The organism is Campylobacter sp. TTU_617 (genome assembly GCF_016599045.1).
Lineage (GTDB): Bacteria > Campylobacterota > Campylobacteria > Campylobacterales > Campylobacteraceae > Campylobacter_D.
Map to the genome: position 1 here is coordinate 19,754 of NZ_JAENKV010000001.1, position 22,043 is coordinate 41,796.

General features: G+C 24.8%; 18 protein-coding genes and 1 tRNA gene. 13 read left to right on the forward strand and 6 right to left on the reverse strand.

The window, feature by feature from the left end; all coding sequences use genetic code 11:
- Window position 1 precedes the first annotated feature (1 nt).
- Complete coding sequence (locus GQV94_RS00090) at window positions 2-1,411, reverse strand: COG3400 family protein (protein ID WP_200168956.1); 1,410 nt, start codon at window positions 1,409-1,411, stop codon at window positions 2-4.
- A 31-nt stretch (window positions 1,412-1,442) separates the two neighbouring features.
- Between GQV94_RS00090 and tgt the strand changes: the two genes are divergently transcribed.
- The 7 genes from tgt (at window position 1,443) to purU (ending at window position 6,213) form a co-directional block, all read left to right on the forward strand.
- On the forward strand, window positions 1,443-2,570 hold the full coding sequence (gene tgt, locus GQV94_RS00095) for a tRNA guanosine(34) transglycosylase Tgt (protein ID WP_200168957.1): 1,128 nt from the start codon (window positions 1,443-1,445) through the stop codon (window positions 2,568-2,570).
- Window positions 2,564-3,322: a magnesium transporter CorA family protein gene (locus GQV94_RS00100; protein WP_200168958.1), complete on the forward strand. Its 759-nt coding sequence runs from the start codon at window positions 2,564-2,566 to the stop codon at window positions 3,320-3,322. Before tgt ends, GQV94_RS00100 begins: the two co-directional genes overlap by 7 nt.
- Window positions 3,323-3,371: 49 nt before the next feature.
- A tRNA-Arg gene (locus GQV94_RS00105) sits at window positions 3,372-3,448 on the forward strand.
- 83 nt (window positions 3,449-3,531) lie between these two features.
- Window positions 3,532-3,780, forward strand: coding sequence for a hypothetical protein (locus tag GQV94_RS00110; protein WP_200168959.1), 249 nt, complete (start codon window positions 3,532-3,534; stop codon window positions 3,778-3,780).
- Entirely contained in the window at window positions 3,777-4,310 is a 534-nt protein-coding gene (locus GQV94_RS00115) for a CiaD-like domain-containing protein (RefSeq protein WP_200168960.1), read from the forward strand. The genes GQV94_RS00110 and GQV94_RS00115 overlap by 4 nt, the downstream gene beginning before the upstream one ends.
- Window positions 4,279-5,385: a CCA tRNA nucleotidyltransferase gene (locus tag GQV94_RS00120; RefSeq protein ID WP_200168961.1), complete on the forward strand. Its 1,107-nt coding sequence runs from the start codon at window positions 4,279-4,281 to the stop codon at window positions 5,383-5,385. Before GQV94_RS00115 ends, GQV94_RS00120 begins: the two co-directional genes overlap by 32 nt.
- Before the next feature lie 3 nt (window positions 5,386-5,388).
- The gene (gene purU / locus GQV94_RS00125; RefSeq protein WP_200168962.1) at window positions 5,389-6,213 is read left to right on the forward strand and encodes a formyltetrahydrofolate deformylase; all 825 of its coding nucleotides are present in this window, start codon (window positions 5,389-5,391) and stop codon (window positions 6,211-6,213) included.
- A 27-nt stretch (window positions 6,214-6,240) separates the two neighbouring features.
- Here purU and GQV94_RS00130 read toward each other — a convergent pair whose 3' ends face one another.
- The gene (locus tag GQV94_RS00130; protein WP_200168963.1) at window positions 6,241-7,170 is read right to left on the reverse strand and encodes a DUF2860 family protein; all 930 of its coding nucleotides are present in this window, start codon (window positions 7,168-7,170) and stop codon (window positions 6,241-6,243) included.
- A 128-nt stretch (window positions 7,171-7,298) separates the two neighbouring features.
- On the opposite strand from GQV94_RS00130, the gene GQV94_RS00135 reads away from it, so the two are divergent.
- Together GQV94_RS00135 and lpxD are read left to right on the forward strand one after the other, a co-directional pair.
- Window positions 7,299-8,678: a replicative DNA helicase gene (locus GQV94_RS00135; RefSeq protein ID WP_200168964.1), complete on the forward strand. Its 1,380-nt coding sequence runs from the start codon at window positions 7,299-7,301 to the stop codon at window positions 8,676-8,678.
- 18 nt (window positions 8,679-8,696) lie between these two features.
- Window positions 8,697-9,653 (forward strand): UDP-3-O-(3-hydroxymyristoyl)glucosamine N-acyltransferase, encoded by a 957-nt coding sequence (lpxD, locus tag GQV94_RS00140; protein WP_200168965.1) that lies wholly within the window; start codon window positions 8,697-8,699, stop codon window positions 9,651-9,653.
- Window positions 9,654-9,663: 10 nt separating this feature from the next.
- Here the strand turns inward: lpxD and GQV94_RS00145 are convergent, their stop codons facing one another.
- The 4 genes from GQV94_RS00145 to GQV94_RS00160 are packed head-to-tail and all read right to left on the reverse strand — an operon-like array spanning window position 9,664 to window position 16,728.
- Window positions 9,664-12,675 carry an efflux RND transporter permease subunit gene (locus GQV94_RS00145; protein ID WP_200168966.1) on the reverse strand — a complete coding sequence of 1,004 codons (3,012 nt, stop codon included), beginning with the start codon at window positions 12,673-12,675 and terminating at the stop codon, window positions 9,664-9,666.
- Window positions 12,676-12,677: 2 nt separating this feature from the next.
- Window positions 12,678-13,418 (reverse strand): efflux RND transporter periplasmic adaptor subunit, encoded by a 741-nt coding sequence (locus GQV94_RS00150; protein ID WP_200168967.1) that lies wholly within the window; start codon window positions 13,416-13,418, stop codon window positions 12,678-12,680.
- Window positions 13,419-14,675 (reverse strand): TolC family protein, encoded by a 1,257-nt coding sequence (locus GQV94_RS00155; RefSeq protein ID WP_200168968.1) that lies wholly within the window; start codon window positions 14,673-14,675, stop codon window positions 13,419-13,421.
- Between the two features lie 31 nt (window positions 14,676-14,706).
- Complete coding sequence (locus tag GQV94_RS00160; protein ID WP_200168969.1) at window positions 14,707-16,728, reverse strand: TonB-dependent siderophore receptor; 2,022 nt, start codon at window positions 16,726-16,728, stop codon at window positions 14,707-14,709.
- A 135-nt stretch (window positions 16,729-16,863) separates the two neighbouring features.
- Between GQV94_RS00160 and GQV94_RS00165 the strand changes: the two genes are divergently transcribed.
- The 4 genes from GQV94_RS00165 to GQV94_RS07890 are packed head-to-tail and all read left to right on the forward strand — an operon-like array spanning window position 16,864 to window position 21,996.
- Window positions 16,864-17,628, forward strand: a complete 765-nt coding sequence (locus GQV94_RS00165; RefSeq protein WP_200168970.1) for an ABC transporter ATP-binding protein — start codon at window positions 16,864-16,866, stop codon at window positions 17,626-17,628.
- Window positions 17,628-18,455 (forward strand): ABC transporter substrate-binding protein, encoded by an 828-nt coding sequence (locus GQV94_RS00170; protein ID WP_200168971.1) that lies wholly within the window; start codon window positions 17,628-17,630, stop codon window positions 18,453-18,455. Before GQV94_RS00165 ends, GQV94_RS00170 begins: the two co-directional genes overlap by 1 nt.
- On the forward strand, window positions 18,452-20,365 hold the full coding sequence (locus tag GQV94_RS00175) for an iron ABC transporter permease (RefSeq protein WP_200168972.1): 1,914 nt from the start codon (window positions 18,452-18,454) through the stop codon (window positions 20,363-20,365). Before GQV94_RS00170 ends, GQV94_RS00175 begins: the two co-directional genes overlap by 4 nt.
- A 56-nt stretch (window positions 20,366-20,421) precedes the next feature.
- Window positions 20,422-21,996: an ATP-binding cassette domain-containing protein gene (locus GQV94_RS07890; protein WP_200168973.1), complete on the forward strand. Its 1,575-nt coding sequence runs from the start codon at window positions 20,422-20,424 to the stop codon at window positions 21,994-21,996.
- The last annotated feature ends 47 nt before the right edge of the window (window positions 21,997-22,043 follow it).

Genomic DNA, 22,043 nt, shown 5'->3' on the forward strand with positions numbered 1-22,043 from the left:
TTTAACTTATAGGAATAAAAAGTTGATAATTTCTACTCATCTTTTTATAGTGTTTATTAAAATTAGTACTTAAATTTCTTGATAAACTATTTTTTAATAACTCGGGATCAAAACTAATAAATTGCAATAAATCATTTCTATATTGCAAGCTTAAAATAGGATTTTCGTCTTTTTTATTGATAATTAAAATATTTTTATCATAGAGTTTTGAAAGACTCTCAAAATACTCTTCCATAGAATTTACATTTTCTTGTATAGGATTATAATAATAAAAACTCACATTAAAATTAAGCAATTTGCTTAAATCTACTATAACATTAGCTTGATTTTCTAATTCATTTTCATCAGAGCTTAAAATCACGCATTCTTTTAAATTATTAAAATCTGTATCTCCAATTTTTAAAATAGGAATTTTTAGTTCAAAAAAATTCTTTTTTTCTTTTTCAAAATATTTATGATCAGTAATAAACATTCCAACATCATTATTTTCTAAAAAAGAATTAAGATTTTTAAAATCTGTATTCTTATAATCAAAAAATATTTCTTCATTCTTACTTGATGTATCTATAAGTTTTTTTATTTTTTCATAAATGCTGTTAATAGTTGGATTAATAACTCTTAAGAAAAATTTACGACTATTGGTTTTTTGACTAAAGGTAATGAGCGTATCTATAAGTCTTTCTTGTGTTAATAAACTCATATTTTTCATATCAATAATGCAATAAATATTGTTTCCAAAAGGTGCTGGAAATTGACCTAAATTTCCGCGTATATTATGAAAAACACTTTGAAGTACTACAGGATCTCCTACTATCAAAATACTATCATTTGGATAGAGTATAAAACTTGGTTTTACAAAATGTATTTTTGAATTCCTATAAACTAAAACAATGCGCCATCTTTTTTGCTGGATAAAACCTATGTGTCTATAGGCAAAAATAGAACCTACTGGGATTTTAATCTCCATAATCTCACCAAGTCCAAGTCCTATATATTGAGCTGTAAGAGCAACATCAGGTAAAAAATCTAAAAATCTTCTGCTTAAAGCACTTCTTGCATCAACGATCTTACATTGTTCATCGTTGATAACAAGTCCCCAAAAATCCATAATATTAATTTCTAATTGCGAATTTAAAGATCTTAAGCTTTCATAAGTTTTTTTAGTATCAAATTCATTATCCATATAGATTAAAGCTTGTTTATAATCTTTTGTCATAATAAGCTCAAGTCTAGCTGTGCTAGTAGGATCAAATTTATGAAATTCTAAATATTCATTATTTATATTTAAATCAATATTTGTATCATTTTGATAAACAATGGTAAAAAAAAAGTTTAATCCTTTTTCAAAACAAAGCCTTTCTAAGAAATGCTTTGCTAAAATACCATCAATAATTATTAAAATATGATTCATTGTTTCACTCCAAAAAAGGAAATTATAGCAAATGGAATTTAAATTAAAACATAAAGATCAAAATGCAAGAGTTTGTGAGATTAAAACTACCCATAGTTCTTTTTTAACGCCTATTTTTATGCCAGTTGGGACACTTGGGGCTGTAAAAAGTCTTGATGCTAAGGATCTTTTAGATTTACTTGATGCTAAAATTATTTTAGCAAATACTTATCATTTATATTTGCGTCCTACAAGCAGTGTGATTAAAAATTTTGGAGGATTACATCATTTTAGCGGTTTTACTAAAAGCTTTTTAACAGATAGTGGTGGATTTCAAGCATTTTCTTTAAGTAAAAATTCAAAACATTGTGAAGAGGGGATAGAGTTTAAAAGTCATATTGATGGAAGCAAACATTTTTTTACTCCAAAAAGTGTGCTTGATACTCAATATGATTTTAATTCAGATATTATGATGATACTAGATGATTTAGTAGCTTTACCAGCCGATCTTAAAAGAATACAACTTTCAGTAGATAGAACAATAAAATGGGCAAAAGAATCTATAAAATATCATAAATTACAACAAGAAAATGGAATAGGGATTGGGCAAAATATTTTTGGTATAGTGCAAGGTGGAACAGATTATAGTGAAAGAAAGCGTTGTGCTTTAGCTTTAAATGAAATGGAATTTGATGGTTTGGCTATTGGAGGTTTAAGTGTAGGTGAAGAAAATAAACTTATGTATGAAACAGTTGAAAATGTTACAACTTTTATGGATGAAAAACGTCCAAGATATTTAATGGGAGTTGGGACTCCAGAAGACTTGGTTGAAAACATTGAAAGAGGGGTTGATATGTTTGATTGTGTAATGCCAACAAGAAATGCAAGAAATGGAACTTTTTTTACTACTTTTGGGAAATTTAATATTAAAAAAATGGAATTTATAAATGATCATAGTCCTATTGATGAAAAATGTTCTTGCTATACTTGTAAAAATTATTCAAGAGGATACTTAAATCATCTTTTTAAATCAAAAGAATTAACTTTTTTTCGTTTAGCAAGCTTGCATAATTTGCATTATTATTTAACGCTTGTTAAAGATGCTCAAAAAGCAATTCTTTCAAATTCTTTTTCTAAATTTAAAAAAGAATTTTATTCTTTAAGAGGTGTGCAGTGCTAAACGAAAATTTAAAGAAAATTTTGCAAAATAAAAATTTAGAAACACTTTATACTGATTTTGGAGAGCAAAAAATTTTTATTTTACATTTTGATCAGAAATTAAAAGTTTTTTCGTTTGAGGATAAAAATATTCTTTTTTTAAAAAATAATGAAGAATTTATACCTTTTAAAATAGAAGATTTTACTTCTTTATTTAAAGAAATTTTAGAAAATATAAAAAAGCAAAATACTCAATTTCAAAATATCATTGAATATAAAGAAAATATGATTTTAAAAGGGAATTCTATTAAGAATTTTTTAAAGAAATCTTTCGTTTTAAAGCAAAAAATTAATAAAAATTTAAAATTTTTGATACTTTTAAAAGATTCTTTAAAAATGCTTTTAAACGATCATCTTTTTTTGAAAAAAACTTTAAAATTATTATTATTAAATGTTGATATTCTTATAAATAGCATTAAAGATAATCTTTCGCATCTTGATGCACTTTATATTTTATCAAGCTCTATTAAAAATGAAACAATGAATAAAAATATTTATCTCTTAAGTGTGCTTTCTGTGATTTTTCTTCCTTTAAATCTTATAGTAGGTTTTTTTGGAATGAATACAAAAAATCTTTTTTTAGAAAATAATCCTTATGGAACCTTATATATATTTTTTAGCATTTGTTTTATTTTAATTTTTGGCTTGTTATACTACAAAAGCAAGAAAGTTAAAGAGCTTGAATTTGATGATTATTTAAAAAAAAAGAAATAAATTTTTGCTATTTTTAAGATTTTTTATATATAATTTTCATTTTTATTTTGCGTTCGTAGCTCAGCTGGATAGAGCATTTGATTGCGGTTCAAAAGGCCAGAGGTTCGAATCCTCTCGAGCGCGCCATACTTTCTGTTTGATCTGCTTGATTGTAATAACTCTTTTTGCTAAAATATTTAAATTAAAAAAACAATATCAAAAGATGATCTATGAAAAAAAATACCGTTACCGAAGCTTCTATTTATGAAGCACAAGGTCTTAAAAATGAGGCTTTAGAAATTTATAAAAATATATTAAAAAGTGATCCAGAAAATCAAAATGCTATTGATGCTATACGCAGACTTAGTGGATTAAGATCAAAACATACAGATTTAAATACCCAAATGCTTGATTTTTTTATTATGATGCAAAGTGAAGAAGAAATTAATGAATTTAAAAGGTGGTTAATAAAAATATGAATATTGAAGATTTAGCTAAAAAAACAATTGATGAAATTAGTATAGAAATTAAAGAAAAAGAAAGACAAAAAAGTATTTTAGAAGAACAGCAAAAAGAACTAAATATTCAAAATAAATTAAATGAAATTCATACTAAAGAATCTAAAGAAGAATTTCCTAGCGTTGAAGAAATTTCTATACAAGAACAAGATAATGAAATTGAAAATGATATTTTAAAAGAACAAACCAAAGAATTTCAAAATGAAAAAAAACTACAAATAAGTCAAGAAAATAATAATTTTTTAGAAAATATTCCACAAATTGATGAAGCTTATTCTTATATACAAGAAATAGAAGAAAATGTACTAGAAAAAAAAGAAAATTTAAATTATCAAGATGATATTTTTTTAAAAAATTTACGAGAAAGAATTTTAGTTTTATTTGAGGGTTTAAATAGTGTAAAAAAAGATAAAGTAGAGCAAAAATTAACATTAACGATAAATTTTTTAGAGTTTTTACTTGCAAAAATTGAAGATAAACTTAAAAAATAATCCTGATATTAATTTTATAGTAAATTTTTTAAAACCTTATACCAAAAGAGCATATTTAGTAGGTGGAAGTGTAAGAAATTTATTATTAAATCTTCCATTAAATGATTATGATATAGAACTTTATGATCTTACTTGTCATCAATTTGATGAAATAATGCAAAAACTAGGAGCCAATGGTTTTGGTAAAAGTTTTTTTGTTTATAAATATAAAAACTATGATTTGGCTTTAGCAAGATATGAAAATAAAATTTCAAAAGGTTATAGAGGCTTTGATGTTAAAATTTGTCAAATAGAAAAAGATGGGGCAAGAAGAAGAGATTTTACTTTTAATGCTCTAATGATTAATATTTTTAATGGTGAATTTTTAGATTTTTATGGTGGATATGAAGATCTTAAAAATAAGACCATAAGACACATAGATGCTAAAAGCTTTAAAGAAGATAGTTTAAGAATTTTAAGAGCTATTGTTTTTGCAGCAAGATTTAATTTTATCATTGCTAACGAAAGCTTAGAATTGATGAGAGAGATGGATATAAGCGATCTTAATTTGGAGCGTATTAATACAGAACTTTATAAATTTTTTAAAACAGAAAATTTGGCATTGGGTTATAAATATATACAAGATTTAAACTTAGAAGAAAAAATTTTTTTTCATAATTTTAATGATAGTCAATTTGAAAAATTACTTAAAAATACTAGAGAATTTATTAAAGATGAGGCTTTATTTTTATATCTTTACTTAAATTATTTTAAAATTGATTTTAATGAGTTTTTTAAAAAAAGTAAGTTAAAAAAAGAATTATTATCAAAGGTAAAAGAAGAGTATTTTGAAGGTGAAATAAGTGATTTTGAGCTTTTAAAAATTGCCTTAAAAAAACCCTTAAATTCTTGGCTTGGTCTTTGGGATAAAGAAAGAATAAAAAGAGCAAAAAAATTAAAAGTATATGATAAAAAAATTGCAATCAATATTGATATGGATAAAATTTTTAAAAGCAATTTAAATGGAAAGGATTTAGGAGAATTAATACAAAAAGAAAAAGAAAAAGAACTTTTAAAATATCTACAAAAGGATTAGATTATGAAATATATTTTAAAAATTAGCACCAAAGATCAAAAAGGTTTGGTTTATAAAATTTCTCAAATTCTTTTTGAAAATAATATTAATATTATTAAAAATGACGAATTTGTAAATGAGGAAATGTTCTTTTTTAGAGGACTTTTAGAGGGAGAGTTTGATAAGGAAAAATTGCTTAATAATTTAAAATTAATAATGCCTTGTGATTCTTTTATCGAACTTTATGAAAAAAGAAAAAAAGATATTATTATTTTTGTAACAAAGGAAAGTCATTGTTTAGGAGATTTGCTTATAAAACATTTTAGCAATGAACTTGAAGCCAATATTAAAGCTGTGATTTCAAATTATGATATTCTTAAACCATTGGTAGAAAAATTTAATATTCCTTATCATACATTTTCTACAACTGATAAAAGCAAAGATGAACAAGAAAAAGAAATTTTATCTTGTTTAAAAAATTATAATTTTGATTATTTGGTTTTAGCAAAATATATGAGAATTTTATCACCTTATTTTGTTAAATGTTATGAGGAAAAAATTATTAATATTCATCATTCTTTTTTACCTGCATTTATCGGAGCAAATCCTTATAAGCAAGCTTATGAAAGAGGGGTAAAAATTATTGGAGCCACAGCTCATTTTGTAAATGATTGTCTTGATGAGGGGCCTATTATTACTCAAGATGTTTTACCTGTTAATCATGAATATACTTGGCAAGAAATGCAAAAAATAGGTAGAGTTATAGAAAAAAATGTATTGTCTAAAGCTCTTGATTTGGTTTTTGAAGATAGAGTTTTTATTTATAATAATAAAACTATTGTATTTTAAAGCTTGAAATTCATTCAAGCTTATTTTTTAAAAGCGATAACCAATTCCGGCTAAAAATATCTGATAGGTTTCATCATAAAAACTAATATCGTTATTTTCTTTTTTAAGAATATAAGTAGCATATGAATAAAGATTTTTTTTGTCTAAGAAATTATTTTTAACAACCTTTAAATTAAATTTTATCTCATTTCCAGAAGCTTTTTGATTAAAAAGTGGATTAATTTTTTTAGCTTCTATTTTATTATAGGCTATTTCAGGAGATAAAATATAATCTTGCATAAAAGGATGATTCAATCCAGCGCTTATTCCGTATCTTGAGAAGCTTTGTGCTTTACCATCTGCATCATTGTAGTCATAATTTATCCCTGCATTAAAGAAAGAATAATTATATTTTAGTTCAATTTGATGAAAATATCCATCACGTTTTAAAGAATTAAGCGTAATGAGTTCTTGATCAATTTTATTTTTTGCAAAAAGATAGCTTAAATTTATATTTTGTAAAGCATCAATTTCATAACTTGTTCCTAGTTTAATACCAAATTTACTAACATCAGTTTCTTCTCTATTTTGTTTTGTAAGATAAGGATTAGCGTAAGCTTTTTCTCTTAATGAGCTAACAAATGCTAAAGAAGAGGTAAATTTTTCCAAATATGATCTTTCATAACCTAAAGAAATTCCACTAATATCTCTTCCATTATAGTTTTTTAGAAAAAGTCTATCGTTGTCAATTAAACCACCATAATAAAGTTCAAATCCTAAAAGCAAACTTGCTTCGGCGCTAGAATGAGGATTTTCATTAAGACTACTTATATAATCACGATTAGCTAAAGGCGAAAGATTGCTTTTGATATCTCTAATGCCAAACCCAAATGAAATATTTCCACTAAAACCTTGGTTAAAATCTGCTGCACTTAAAAACAACGGGATGAAGCAGAAAGATAATAATATTTTTTTCAAATTTTTTCTCCTTTTAATTTTGAAAATAAAAAGGGATAATGTTAATTAAATTTGTATTAATTTCGTATAAATTTATTTTTAATTTGTTAAAATTTTAATACAAAGTTATTTTTAGAGGTTAAAAATTTATGAAAAATCAAGAATATTTTGATTTAGATTTAGAAAGAGCTATTTTAAGTACTTGTTTATATAGCGAAGATGCTTATGCTAGTATAGCCGGAGATATTGAGATAAAAGACTTTAGTTTAAAAGCCCATCAAGATATTTTTAAAGCTATTATTGCTTGTGTAAATGCCAATAGCCCTATTAGTGTAAGTTTTATTAAAAAATACAATAAAAATATCGATGAGAATGTTTTAAATGAAATTATAGCAACGCCAACTATGATCGATTTAGTGGCTTATGTAAATGAACTTAAAGAAAAATCAATTAAAAGACAACTTTTAAATTTTGCCTATCTTTTACCAAGTCGTATTAACGAAGAGCGTCCTGTTAGCGAAATTTCTGATGAAATCGGTAAAGAAATTTTTAATTTGACAAATAGGATTAATTCTAATGATATTAAAAGCTCAGAGATTGTTGTGAGCGAGCTTTTAGAAGAATTTAAAAAGCAAAAAAGTTTAGAAAATAAAGGATTAATAGGACTTGATACAGGATTTGATGAGCTTAATTCTATGACTAAAGGTTTTAAAGGTGGAGAGCTTGTTATTGTCGCAGCAAGACCCGGTATGGGTAAAACAACCTTGTGCTTAAATTTTATAGAAAAAACTTTAAGACAAAACAATGGAGTGGTAATGTTTTCACTTGAAATGCCAGCAGTTCAAATTATGCAAAGAATGTTGTCTGCAAAAACTTCTATTCCTTTGCAAAAAATTATTACTGCAGATTTAAATGATAATGAATGGGATCGTATAGGCGATGCTTGCAATGATTATATAGAAAAAAAGTTTTATATTTATGATAGCGGTTATATAACAATTACAGATGTAAGAGCCATTTTAAGACGCCTTAAATCACAAGAAGAAGGAATAAAGCTTTGTGTGATAGATTATATAGGACTTATGATGAGTAATTCTAATTTTAATGACAGACATTTGCAAGTAAGTGAAATTTCAAGAGGTTTAAAACTTTTAGCAAGAGAACTTGATATTCCAATTATCGCTTTATCTCAATTAAATCGTTCATTAGAAAATAGATCCAATAAACGTCCAATGTTAAGTGATTTAAGAGAGAGTGGGGCGATAGAACAAGATGCTGATACAATTTTATTTGTATATAGAGATGAAGTTTATAGAGAACAAGAAGAAAAAGAAAGAGAAAATAAAGCTAAAGCCGAAGGAAAAACTTATCAAAGAAATTTTATGCCAAATCCTTTACAAGAAAATGCTGAAATTATTGTAGGAAAAAATAGAAATGGACCAGTAGGAATGTGTGAAGTTCTTTTTTTAAAAGATAAATCTTCATTTGCTGAAAAGCCAAGATTTGAAAGTGTTGAATTTAATGGTTGATTATAAAAAGGGGTTAAAATGAAATTAAGCGAAATTGCTAATTTTTTAAGTTTGGATTATAAAGGTGAGGATTTAGAGATTAAATCTTTAAATTCATTATTAAGAGCTAATTTTATGGAGCTTACTTATTGCGATGGGGAAAAAAATATTAAAGATATTGCAAATACAGGTGCTGGTGCTATTTTAATAGCAAAAGAATATGAGCATTTAGTTCCTAAGCATACAAAAGTTTTAATAAGTCCTAATGCGCATCTTCATTTTGCTTTTTTAAGCAAACTTTTTGCTAATAATTTAATTTCAGATGTTAAAGAAAAAAAACAACAAATTGCAAAAAGTGCTAAGATTATGCCAAATGTATATCTTGGAAATAATATTTTTATAGGAGAAAATGTTATTATTATGGCAGGAGCATACATAGGAGATAATGTAGAGATAAAAGATGACACTATCATCCATCCTAATGTTGTAATTTATAATGATACTAAAATAGGTAAAAAATGCCATTTGCTTGCAAATTGTGTTATAGGAAGCGATGGATTTGGTTATGCACATAATAAAAATGGAGAACATTTTAAAATTTATCACAATGGTAATGTAATTTTAGAAGATTATGTAGAAATTGGTGCTTGTACAACTATAGATCGTGCAGTTTTTGATAGCACAATTATTAAAAAAGGAACAAAAATAGATAATTTAGTTCAAGTGGGTCATAATTGCCATATAGGTGAAAACTGCATTATAGTAGCACAAAGTGGAATTTCTGGTTCTAGTGAGCTTGGGCGTAATGTTATAATGGGCGGACAAAGTGCAACAAGTGGGCATTTAAAAATAGGAAATTTTGCTACTATTGCAGCAAGAGGAGGAGTTAGTAAAAACCTTGAAGGAGGAAAAGTTTATGGAGGTTTTCCTATAATGCTTCAAAAAGACTGGCTTAAACTTCAAGCAAAAATTGCTTTAAAATTTAAAGAAAAATAATGCTTTAGCTTTAAAGCAGTTTTTTTCTTTCATAAATTTTTCTTATTTTTAAATCTAAATTAAAGCAAGTTTTAAAAAATACAGGAACAACAAGCAAAGTTAAAAGAGTTGAGCTTATAAGTCCAAAAATAACACTAATTGCCATAGGAGAGTTTGCTTCATAACCTGAGCCTTTAAAAAGAGCAAGAGGTAACATTGCAAAAATCATAGCAAAAGTTGTCATTAAAATTGCTCTAAGTCTTGATTTTCCAGCAAAAATTAAAGCTTCATCAGGATCTAACCCTTCGTGACATTTTTTATTGGCTAAATCCACAAGTAAAATAGCATTTTTTCCTACCATACCAAAAAGTAAAATAATAGCAATTAAAACAAAAAGAGAAAAATTATGTCCAGTGATAAAAAGTCCAAGACAAGCTCCACCAAAGGCTAAAGGCATAGTAATCATAATAATTAAAGGTAAAATTAAACTTTCATAAAGTGCTGCTAATACAAGATAAATTAATATAAAACCTAAAGTAATAGCAAAAATAAAGCCATCAATTGTTTCTCCTAAAAGATTAATAAAGCCAGAAAATGCATAGTTTAAATTGTTTTTTCCTAAAATAAAATCTATATTTTTAAGAATTAAATTTTGAACTTCTCCTAATGAAATATTATTAACTCCTGCTGTAGTTTTAATACTGCGATTTTTATTGTAATGATGAATTGATTTAATATCTTCTTTATATAAAAAATCTACCACACTAGAAAGATCAAGATCTACACCTTTATTGTTTTTAATGTGTATTTTTTTTAAAGAATCTATATCTTGTTTAAATTTTGGATCTAAACTTATGACAATATCATCTTTTGAATTGGCTCTATCCATACTGCCTATAATTAGATTATTAAAAGAATATTTTAGAATTTCAGCAATATAATAAGGATTTACATTTAAAAGTTTAGCTTTTTCTTGATTGATGAAAAGTGCGACTTCTGCTTTTTTAGCATTAGAATCATCATCTATATCTACTATAGCTTTATTTTGTAATAAAACTTGTTTTACTCTTAAGGTGGCTTCTTTGATTTTATTTAAATCATCTCCTAAAACTAAAAATTGCACAGGATCATCAATACCTGCTCCATCTATTTTTGGAATTTCCAAAACTTTAATATTAAGATCATTATCTTTTAATAACGCCCTATATTGACTAATGATAGTTTTTTGTCTTTCTTTTCTTTCTTCTAAAGGTTTTAATTTGATATAAATTTTTGCCTTTGATGCTTCTTTAGCATCATTATAACCTACTAATAAATAAGTATAATCAACTCTTTTATCTTTTTTAATTTGATTTAAGATTTTTAAAGACTTATCCTTCATAGCTTCTAAACTAAGATCTTGTTTACTTTCAATGAAAACTTGAAATTCACTATCATCTTCCATAGGTAAAAAATCAAGTCCTATTTTAAAAGCTAAAGCAAAACAAGAAAAGAGAAAAATTAAAGTAACAATAATAAAACGAATTTTATACTTTAATATTTTATAAAGTAAATTTTTATAAAAGTCTTCTATTTTTATGAAAAAAATTTCACTTTTTTGATAAAAATGACTTTCTTTAGAATTTAAAAATCTAGCACTTAGGCTTGGTATTAGAAGTATAGAAACTAAAAAACTTACAATGACCCCTGAAGCTACACTAATACCCAAAGCGTTAAAAAAAAGCCCTGAAATAGAGTTCATATAAGAAATAGGTATAAAAACACAAAGCAAAACAACACTAATACTTAGCACGCTAAAACCAATTTCCTTAACACCCAAATAAGAAGCTTCTAAAGCAGGATAATCTTTAAGTTTTTTTGTAATATTTTCAATTACAACTATAGCATCATCAATAAAAATTCCCATACTTAAAGTAAGTGCTATAAAAGTAAGACGATTTAAATCATATCCTAGAATATCTATAATAAAAAAAGTTGCTATAATAGAAGTAGGAATAGCAAGAAAAGCTATAATAGTAGCACTTAAATTTCTTAAAAATAAAAATACAATAATTAAAGTTAAAAAAACTCCGAAAATCATATCAAAAATTACTTGATTTAAATGTTTTGTTATGTTTGCACTTTTATCATAAAGTATATCAAACTCTATATTTTTAGGTAGTTCATTTTTTAGATTTTCTAAAGCTTGTTTAACATTTCTAATCATCTTTAAAGCATTATAATTGCTTATTTTATTTATTTCCAATAAAACTCCATTGCTCTGAAAGAAGGCAATTTGTTTTTGATTTTCATATAAATTTTCAATTTTTGCAATATCGCTTAAAAAAACCCCTGAATAAATTCTTAAATTTTTTAACTCATCAATTGTTTTTGCTTCAAAATAGCCTTTAAGTATAAAATTATTTTCTTTGTTTTCAAGTTCTCCTAAACCTTGTTTAAAATTTTGATTTTTAATAATATTTGCAACTTCTAAAGCGTTAAGATTGTATTTTTGCAATTTATTTATATCAAGCTGTATGCGAATTTGAGGTTTTAAAAACCCTATGGTATTGATTTTTCCCACTCCATCAATTCTTTGTAAAAAAGGCTTAACTTTATCTTCTATAGTTTGCATAAGTTCTAAAGGGTTATTAGATTTAAAAAATAAGCTTATATTTGCCCCCGAATCAGAAGAGATTTTTTCTATTTCAATTTTAGCATTAAGGCTTAAAGTTCCTAGTTTATCTCTTACATCATTAGCAGCAACTTCTAAATTTTTATCAAGCTTAAATTCTGCAAAAATAACGCTAAAATTATCATAGCTTGCAGAAGATAAAGTTTTAAGTCCATCAATTTCACTTATAGCATTTTCAAGCTCTTTTGTGATCTTGCTTTCCATATAACTTAGATCCCCGTTTGCTTTTGCACTTATCTTAATAAGTGGGATATTTACATTTGGAAATAAATTTACATTCATAGTAAAAGCAGAAAATAAACCAAATATTATAAGAGCTAAGAAAAACATTAAAATAGTAATAGGTCGGTTTATAGCAAGTTTATACATTTTTAATCTTTAATGATGATTTTACCTTCGCCAAAAAGTCCTGGTGTTAAATTTTCTGCTTGAACTTCTGCATAAATTTTTCTTGTTTTTATGTCTATACTTGGATAAATAAGTGAAATTTTCCCTTTTAATGTTTGTTCTTTTCCTTCTATTTTATAGATAAATTCTTGATTTAATTTTACTTCATCTTTATATTTTTCATCAAAACTAAGTACAAGCTTAACTTTTGGATAAGAAAAAATTTTAAATAAAACTTGATTAACTCCAGCTACTCCTTCTCCAACTTGAATAGTTTTATCAAAAATGACACCATCATAAGGGGCTTTGAGAATTTTTTTATCTATTAAATTTTCATAATAAGCTATATTGATTTTTGCTTTTTGAAGCTCTAGATTGGCTATATTAAATTCAGTTTTAATATCTTCATAACTTTGTTTATCAATAAAATTTTGCACTTGGTTAAATTTATCCATTTTTGATTTTATATTATTAAATTTAGCTAGAGCTAATTTATAATCATTTTGTGCATTTTTTAAAGCAATTTCTTCTTTGCTTGTATCAAGACTTAATAAAACATCACCTTTTTTTACATAATCTGAAATTTTTACTTTAATTTCTTTAACTATACCTATGCTTTCTAGGCTTAATTTGCTTTGATTTAATGCTTCAACATTGAAGCTTGCATAAAGTTCTTTAGCCATAAGTGTATAAAAACTTATGATTAAACATATGATAATTTTCATTTATAAAACCTTATCTTTTATATCAATTCCTGCTAAAAAATAATAGTTTGCTTTAGTAATTTCAAGCTCATTTTTAGCTAATTCTAAATTGCTAAAGGCTTTAAATTTTTCTTCTAAAGCTTCTAAATACTCTATATAAGAGCAAAGTCCTGCAGAGTATTTTTCATTAACTACTTTAAAGGCTATTTCACTTGCTTTTAAAGCATAAGTTAAAGCATTGATTTGTTCTTTTAGAATATCTAAATTTTTTTGTAAATATTCTAAATTTTGCTCATTTTCTCTTTTAATTAAATTAGCTTTAGCATTTGCAATTTGAACTTCCAATCTTTCTTTTTCTACTTCTTTGCTTCTTTGATTAAAGTCAAAAATTTTCCATTGCATCCCAATGATGAACTGATTGCTTTGAGCGTGTTTTTTAAAAAAATCATTGGCTAAATTTTGATAAATAGAAGGAATTTTTGGATTATAATTGTTTTTATAAAATATAAAATTATTTTGTAAAAATATTTTAGGCAAATAACTTGATTTTGCAATTTTTAATTTTTCGTTAGCTTGATTAATTTGTTCTTTGGCTATTAAAAATTCTAAATTATTATTGTTTTTAAAATCTTTGCTAGGGTTTTCTAAAAAATTTAATTTTTCTGGAGTAAAATCTTGTGCAGTTAAAATTTTTATATCTTTTTTAATTTCTTCTAATTTTAATAAATTTTTAGAAAGTTCAAGTTTAGCTAAATGGTATTTTGCATTTATGCTTTCAAGTTCATTTTGTGCACTAAGACCCACTTTATAGAATTTTTTTAGTCTTTGTAAGGTATTTTCTAAAAATAATTCTTTTTGTTCGCTAGCTTTAATGATAGTTTGAAGACTTTGATAATTAAAATATAAAGTTGAAGCTTTAAGAGCTAGGTAATTTTTACTTTGTTCTTTATTTAATTCTGTAATATTTTTCTTAAATTTTAAAGAGTTAATTAAAGCTTCTCTTTTGCCTCCATCATACAAAAGAAAATTAAGACTTAATTTTGTGTAAAAACTTTCTTGTGGATCTATGATAAGACGATCCTTATTAAGACCTACATATCCTATATCCAAATTTAAATTTGGCATATAGGATGAAGTTAAACTTTGAATTTCAAAAGAACTTTGCATATTTTGCATTATTTTAATTTGATATTGCTCATTTTTTAAGCTTAGTTCAATTAATTCTTTTAAATTAGATGCAAATAAAAATAATGGTAAAAAAATAATAAAATATCTCATTGTTATTAAATCGGTTAAAATAATATTTATTTTACCATTTATAAGATAAACTTAAACTCGCTCTAATTCCTTCTCCATAATAACAACTATAATAACAAGAACTAACATATTTTTTATTAAAAATATTATCTATATTAAGTTTTGTTTGCCATTTATCATAATTAAACACCAATCCTGTATCATAAAGAGTGTATGAAGGAATTTTAAGTCCTTTATTTCCTGCTTCATCTGTACTAGATCCTACATATCTTACTCCAAATATAGTTTGAATAGAACTTTTGTTATTAAGTGCAAAAGTATAAATTAAATAAGAAGATAATGTATTTTTAGGCATTTGTGGAGTTCTAATTGTTTCTATGGTATTTAAGTCTGTATCTGTTTTAATATAATAAGTATAAGCTAATAACCAATTAAATATATCGTTAAGGTGGATATTTGAATTAAATTCTATTCCTTTTGAAATTTGTTTTCCGCTTTGAATAGAGGCAAAACTTCCACTAGGTGCATTTATAAGAGCATTTTTCTCTTTTAAATCAAAATAAGTAAGATAAAATTCAGCATCCATAAAATAAGGAAGATATTTTATACCTGTTTCATATTGTCTTCCTTCGTAAGGTTTGTAATTGTTTCCATTGCCATCATTTCCAGCTATAGGTCTAAAAGATTGCGAATAATTAATAAAAGGCATTAATCCTAAATTATCAAAAATATACATTACTCCAGTTTGTAAAGAGGTATGATTTACATTATAATCACTTTTTGCTCCAAAACTTTTTGAATCACTTTTTGCTTTATCAAAACGTAATCCCGCATTAAAAATAAAATTATCAATTTTTACTTTATCTTTTAGGTACAAACCAAGTTGAGATTGTTTAACAAGATAGGTTGGAACATCGCTTTTGGTTTGTGGAGTATAATCTGGATAAAAAATATTGACATCACTTGCTGTTCCATAACCATATTTACCTCTTACATAAGCATATTGATAATCAATACCTGTGATAAATTCATTTTTTATTTTTCCAAAATTTTTAGTGTAATTAAGCCTATTATCTATAGTATGTGTTCTTGCTATACCATCTACAATTACAGAAGATCTATGTGCAGTATTTTGATTAGAAGCATCAAGATAAGAAAAACTAACAGAAAATTGATCTTTATTTTCCATATTGAATTTATAATTTTGAGTAAAATATAAATCATCATTTAGATAATGAATAAATTCATAACCTAAAGAAACTTGACTTCTTTTTAGATAATCGCTAAAAGGCGAACCTAGATTTGTACTTGGATCTATATAGCCATTTGGGGTATTTATAAGTGTGCCATAAGCTGGAAAAAAAGCTGTTGTTGGAACTCCTTGATCATATTGAAAACTTGATAAAATAGTTAAAGATGTTTTTTCATTAATGTCTATATTTAAGCTTGGAGCTATATAATAATGTTCTTGCCATGTTTTATCAACTTGTCCATTTTCTCTTTGATAATTACCTACTAATCTAAAATAAGTATTATCTTTTAAAAATTGATCATTTACATCAAAAAATATTCCATTTTGTTGCAAATTTCCAACCTTTACACCTACTTCGGCAAAAGATTTTTTTTGAGGTCTTTTACTGATAAGATTAATAATTCCTCCACTTTGAGATGATCCATAGCTAATTGAATCGGCTCCTTTTATAATTTCAATTTTTTCTAAACCATAAATATCAGGAGAGAAGCCAAAATATCCGCCTTTATAGATGGCTGTTCCATCTAAAGTTAAGGTTGCATCAAAGCCTCTTAATTTAAGCCAATCTGTGGTATCAAGATCAGAACCATAGGGTTGAGATAAAAATCCGCTTTCATAGCGCATAATTTCATCTAATTGAGTAAAACCCATTTTTTCAATGGTTTCTGAATCAATAACAGTTATATTTCTTGGATTAAAATAATCAACTTCCTTGCTTTTTTCTATACTTCCTACTATGCTAACTTCATCTAAATTACCAATTTCTTGTGCTAAGGCTAAACTCGCACTTAAAGATAATATTGCTAATTTTGAAATTTTCATTGTTCTCCTTATAAAAAATATAATTATGAGAGTTAATCTCATTATTAAAAAAATTATTGTATAATTTTATTTTTTAAACAAAACTTATCTAAGTTTTTGTTACAATTAAAATTTTATTTTTTCAAGAAAGTATTTATGGCATTACTTAAAGTAATTAATTTAGAATTTAGTAAAGAAAAAAAATATATTATTCATCCTTGTTCTCTTTCTTTTGAAAGCGGGAAAATTTATGCTCTAATGGGGCATAATGGATCGGGAAAATCAACTTTATTAAAAATTTTAGCAAAACAACTTAAATTTCAAAAAGGGCAGATTTTGCTTGATGAAAAAGATATAAAGTATTTTTCATCTAAAGAATTTGCTAAAAAAATAGCTTATTTACCCCAACATTTACCACATTTATATCATATCAGCGTAAAAGAGCTTGTGAAAATGGGGCGTTTTTCTTATGAGAATTTTATTAGAAAACAAAATGACGAAAATATTATTTATGAAGCTATGAAATTAACTGATGTTGATTATATGGAAAATAAAGATTTACAATTTTTATCAGGTGGAGAGAAAACAAGAGCTTTTTTAGCAATGCTTTTGGCACAAAAAAGCAAATTTTTACTTCTTGATGAGCCTTTAGCTGCTTTAGATATTGCTTATAAATTTGATATTATGAAACTTATTTCTAAAATAAGCAAAGAACTTAATATAGGAGTAATTATTATTTTGCACGATATTAATCTAGCAGCTTCTTATTGTGATGAAATTATTGCTTTAGAGGAGGGTAAAATTATTTTTCATAATAGCAATTTAAAATTTATGAAAGAAGAAAATATTAAAAAGATTTTTAGAATAGACAATACAATCTTAAAACATCCTAAAAAAAATTCTTTAGTAGCTATTTTCTAATGTTAAAAATTTTTTTAATATTTTTATTAAGCCTTAATCTTTTTTCCAAAGAGTTAAAGGTAATTGCTCTTGATTGGACTGCAGCTGAAACTATGATGTTGTTAGGATATCATATTCAAGCAGTAGGAGATAAAAAAAGTTATAATACTTGGGTTAAAGAACCTTCTTTGCAAAATTATACTTTAGATTTAGGATTAAGAGTTAAGCCAAATTTGGAACAGGTTATAAGATTAAAACCTGATATTTTAATTTCTTCTTCTTTATTTTCATTAAATAATCATTCTTTACAAAAATATACCAAAGTTTATAATATAGATTTTTATAAAGAAGGAGATCTTTATGAAAGCATTAATAATGCTGTTTTAGAACTTGGGGTAATACTTTCAAAGGAAAAAGAAGCAAAAACACTTATAGAAAATACAAAAAATACATTAAAAGAGATTAGTCTTGAAATAAAATCTAAAAATAGACCTTTAGCTATTGTGCAATTTATTGATCCAAAGCATTTAAGAATCTATACAAATCATAGTATATTTGGAGTTGTTTTAAAAGAACTTGGTTTAGAAAATGCTTATAAAAAAGAAGTAAAAAATGTTTGGGGCGTTGATAATATTTCATTTTTAGATCTTTTAGATCTCCCCGAAAATACTAGAATAATTATTATAAAACCACATCCTTTTAATATAAAAAAAGAAATTAAAAATAATCCTTTTTATCAAAAAACACTTTTATTTAAAGATTATATAGAATTAGATCCTATTTGGAGTGCAGGAAGCTTGCTAAGTATAGAACGTTTTGCAAAATATTTAAAGGATAATTTAAAATGAAAAAGTTAATTTTTTCATTGATATTATTGTTTTTAATTTTATTATTCTTGGTATTTTACTTTGAATTTTTGAATTTAAAAAATAATAATAGTGATTTATTTATTTTTATTTTGAAAAATTATGTTTTAAGTAGAATAGGAGTCTGTTTTATTTGTGGAGTATTGCTTTCTTTAGCTTCTTTGCTTTTACGAAAAATTTTACATAATATTTTAGTTAGTGATACAACTTTAGGGGTTTCTTCAGCTTCTGGATTTTTTTTATTATTAAGTAGTTTATTTTTTCCTTTTATTTATGAAAATTTTAAAATTTTGATAGCTTTTTTCGGGGCTATTATCATTTTAATACCCATTTTTGTTTTAGGATATAAAAAAAGATTTAATAATGTAAGTATTATTTTGCTAGGTTTAATAAGCTCTTTATTTTTTAGTGCTTTAACTTCATTATTTATACTTTTATATCCAGAAGAAAGCAAGGCTTTTTTATTTTACAATAGTGGATATTTTACGCAAAATGGTTTAAAAGATTTTTTTCAAATTATTTTTTATTCTAGTATAGGTTTTATTTTTCTTTATTTTTCTTCTTCTTCTTTTAAAATTTTAACACTAGGAGATATTATTGCAAAATCTCTTGGGGCAAATATAATATTAAGTAAAGCAATCACTTTGATATTAAGTGCTTATTTAGTAGCTTTAGTTGTTTCTTTTGTAGGCTCAGTAGCTTTTTTAGGTTTATTTGCAAGTATTTTAATCCATCAATTTAAATTTGATGATATAAAAAAAGAGTTTTTATTTTGTTCTTTGGTGGGAGGTTTTTTACTTTCAAATATTGATTTAATTTTGCAGCTTTTACAACTTTTAGGAAATATCAATCTACCAACAGGAAGCATGGTCCCTTTTTTAGGAATACCTTTATTAATTTATGTTATTTTTAAAAAAATAAAAGATTATTCTAATGATTGTTATTTTTTAGATGAAAATCATTTTTTTATTTCTAAATATATTTTATTTAGTATAGTTTTTATTTTACTAATTTTATTTTTTATAATGAATTTATATTTTGATTTTTTAAATTTAAAGATAGATTTTTCCACTCCAAAAGAAATTTTTGATTTAAGAATTTGTAAACTTATCATTTTGGCATGTAGTGGGATTTTAATGGCAATTGCAGGTTTTATTTTGCAACGTTTAAGTTTTAATGCTATGGCCTCAAGTGAATTTTTAGGTATTAATTCAGGAGCTAGCTTAGGAGTACTTTTTGCTTTATGGTTTATGCCATTTCTTGTATGGCCTTTAGCATTAATTGGAGCTTTAGCTATTTTATTTTTATTAGTTTTTTTCTATTTTGTACAAAAAATAAGCATGCAAAAGATTATTTTACTTGGCGTTTGCATTATGTTTTTAACTGACGCTTTTTTTAAAATAGTTTTATTAAGTGCAGATATAAGAGTTTATAGTTTTTTAGCTTTTACTCAAGCTGGAATCTTAAATGCTAGTTTTAATAATGCTTTAATTATATTGATTTTTACGATTATTTCTTTTTTGATTATGCCATTTTTTACACGTTGGCTCAATGCTTTGCGTTTAGGAGAAGTTTGTGCAATAAACATTGGCCTTGATCTTTTTAAAGTAAGGATTATTTTACTTATTTTTTGTGCTTTAATAAGTGTTTTGGTTGTTTTAAATACCGGTCCATTTAGTTTTATAAGTTTATTAGCTCCTCATCTTGCTAACTTATTTTTTATTCAAAATATGAAAATGAAACTATTTTTAACAACATTAATTGGAGCATTGTTTATGCTTTTGGCTGAATTTTTATCAAAACTTTTAATCTTTCCTTATGAAATTCCTTTGGGTATTATTGCAACTTTATTAGGAAGTGTATATTTTATTTTTATGGTGAGAAAAAATTAATGAATACTTTTTTATTTTTATTTCAAAAACATAAATTTTACTTTTTTCTACTTTTTGTGCTAAATATTTTTAGTTCTATTATGGGAATTTTTGTTTTAGCTTATATTAATTCTAAAGTTCTTAATTTCTATAATGATTATTTAGTACTTTTAACTTTTTTTCTTTTGGTGATAATTTTTTTATTAAGCTCTATAATTGCACAATTTCTTTTAACTCGTTTTGGCCATCATTTTGTTTTAAGATTGCAAGAATATTTCCTTAAAAGAATTTTAGATACTGAAAATTTAAAAATTTTAGAACTTGGAAAGGCTAAAATTTTAGCCAGTCTAAATAATGATATTAAAAATATTTCTTTTGGAATTATGCGTTTGCCAGAAATGTTACAAGGATTTTTATTTGCTTTTTGTGCAAGTATTTATATTTTCTCTTTGCATTCTTTGATTTTTCTTATTGTTTTTTTATGGTTATTTTTTGCTTTTTTAATCAGTCATTTTATAGTTAAATATGTTTATCATTATCTTAATTTAGTTAGAGACAATGAAGATATCTTACAAAAAGATTATCAAATGGTCATAGAAGGTCATAAAGAGTTAAATTTAAGCATAAAAAGAAGTCAATTGTTTTATGAAAAAGAATTTAAAACTCATGCAAAATTAAAATGTATTAATGCTATTAAGGCTGATACTTTACACAATTTGGCTAATAATCTTTTAAATGCTATGATCTTAGCTTTGGCTGGTTTAATTATTTATTTATCTTTATCATTTTCTTGGATAAAACTTAATGAAGCTACTATGGTAGTTTTTATTATTTTATTTATAAGAACACCTTTAATTTCTGCCATAGGTGCTCTTCCTATGATCTTAAGTGCAAAACTTTCTTTTGATAAAATCAATAAATTAAATCTTGCTTCCTATGAGAAAGATTTTAAAGAAATAAAAGAAGATTTTTCTTCTTGGAAAAGCATAGAATTAAAAAATATTAGTTTTAATTATCCAAATTCTTCTTTTGCATTAAAAAATATAAATTTTAAAATAAATCGTGGAGAACTTGTTTTTTGTATTGGAAAAAATGGCAGTGGTAAATCAACTCTATCTTTAATATTATCAGGAATTTTAAGAGCTTATCAAGGGGAAATGAAATTAGATAATATTTTATTAAACGAAGAAAATATTCATATTTATAGAAAAGAAATTGGTGTTGTTTTCTCTGAATTTTTTCTTTTTGATAAAGTTATTTGCGAGGAAAAAGAAAAAAATAATCTATCTTGTTGGTTGGAAATTTTAGATTTAAATCACAAAGTTAAAGTGCAAAATTTTACGCTTTCAACCACTTCATTATCTCAAGGGCAGAAAAAGCGTCTTGCTTTATTTTTAACATTGATGGAGGATAAAAAATTTTTAATTTTAGATGAATTTGGTGCAGATCAAGATCCTTTATATAGAAATTTTTTCTATACTAAACTTCTTCCTTTACTTCAAAAACAAAATTATACTATCTTTGCTATTACTCACGATGATAAATATTTTTACTTAGCAGATAGAGTAATTTTAATGAAAGAAGGAAATTTAAAAGAATTAAACCAAAAAGAAATAAAAGAGTTAAATAGCAATATTTTTGATCAAATTTGAAATTATTGTTTTTAAATTGTTCTTTTGATAAAATTAAATTTTATAAA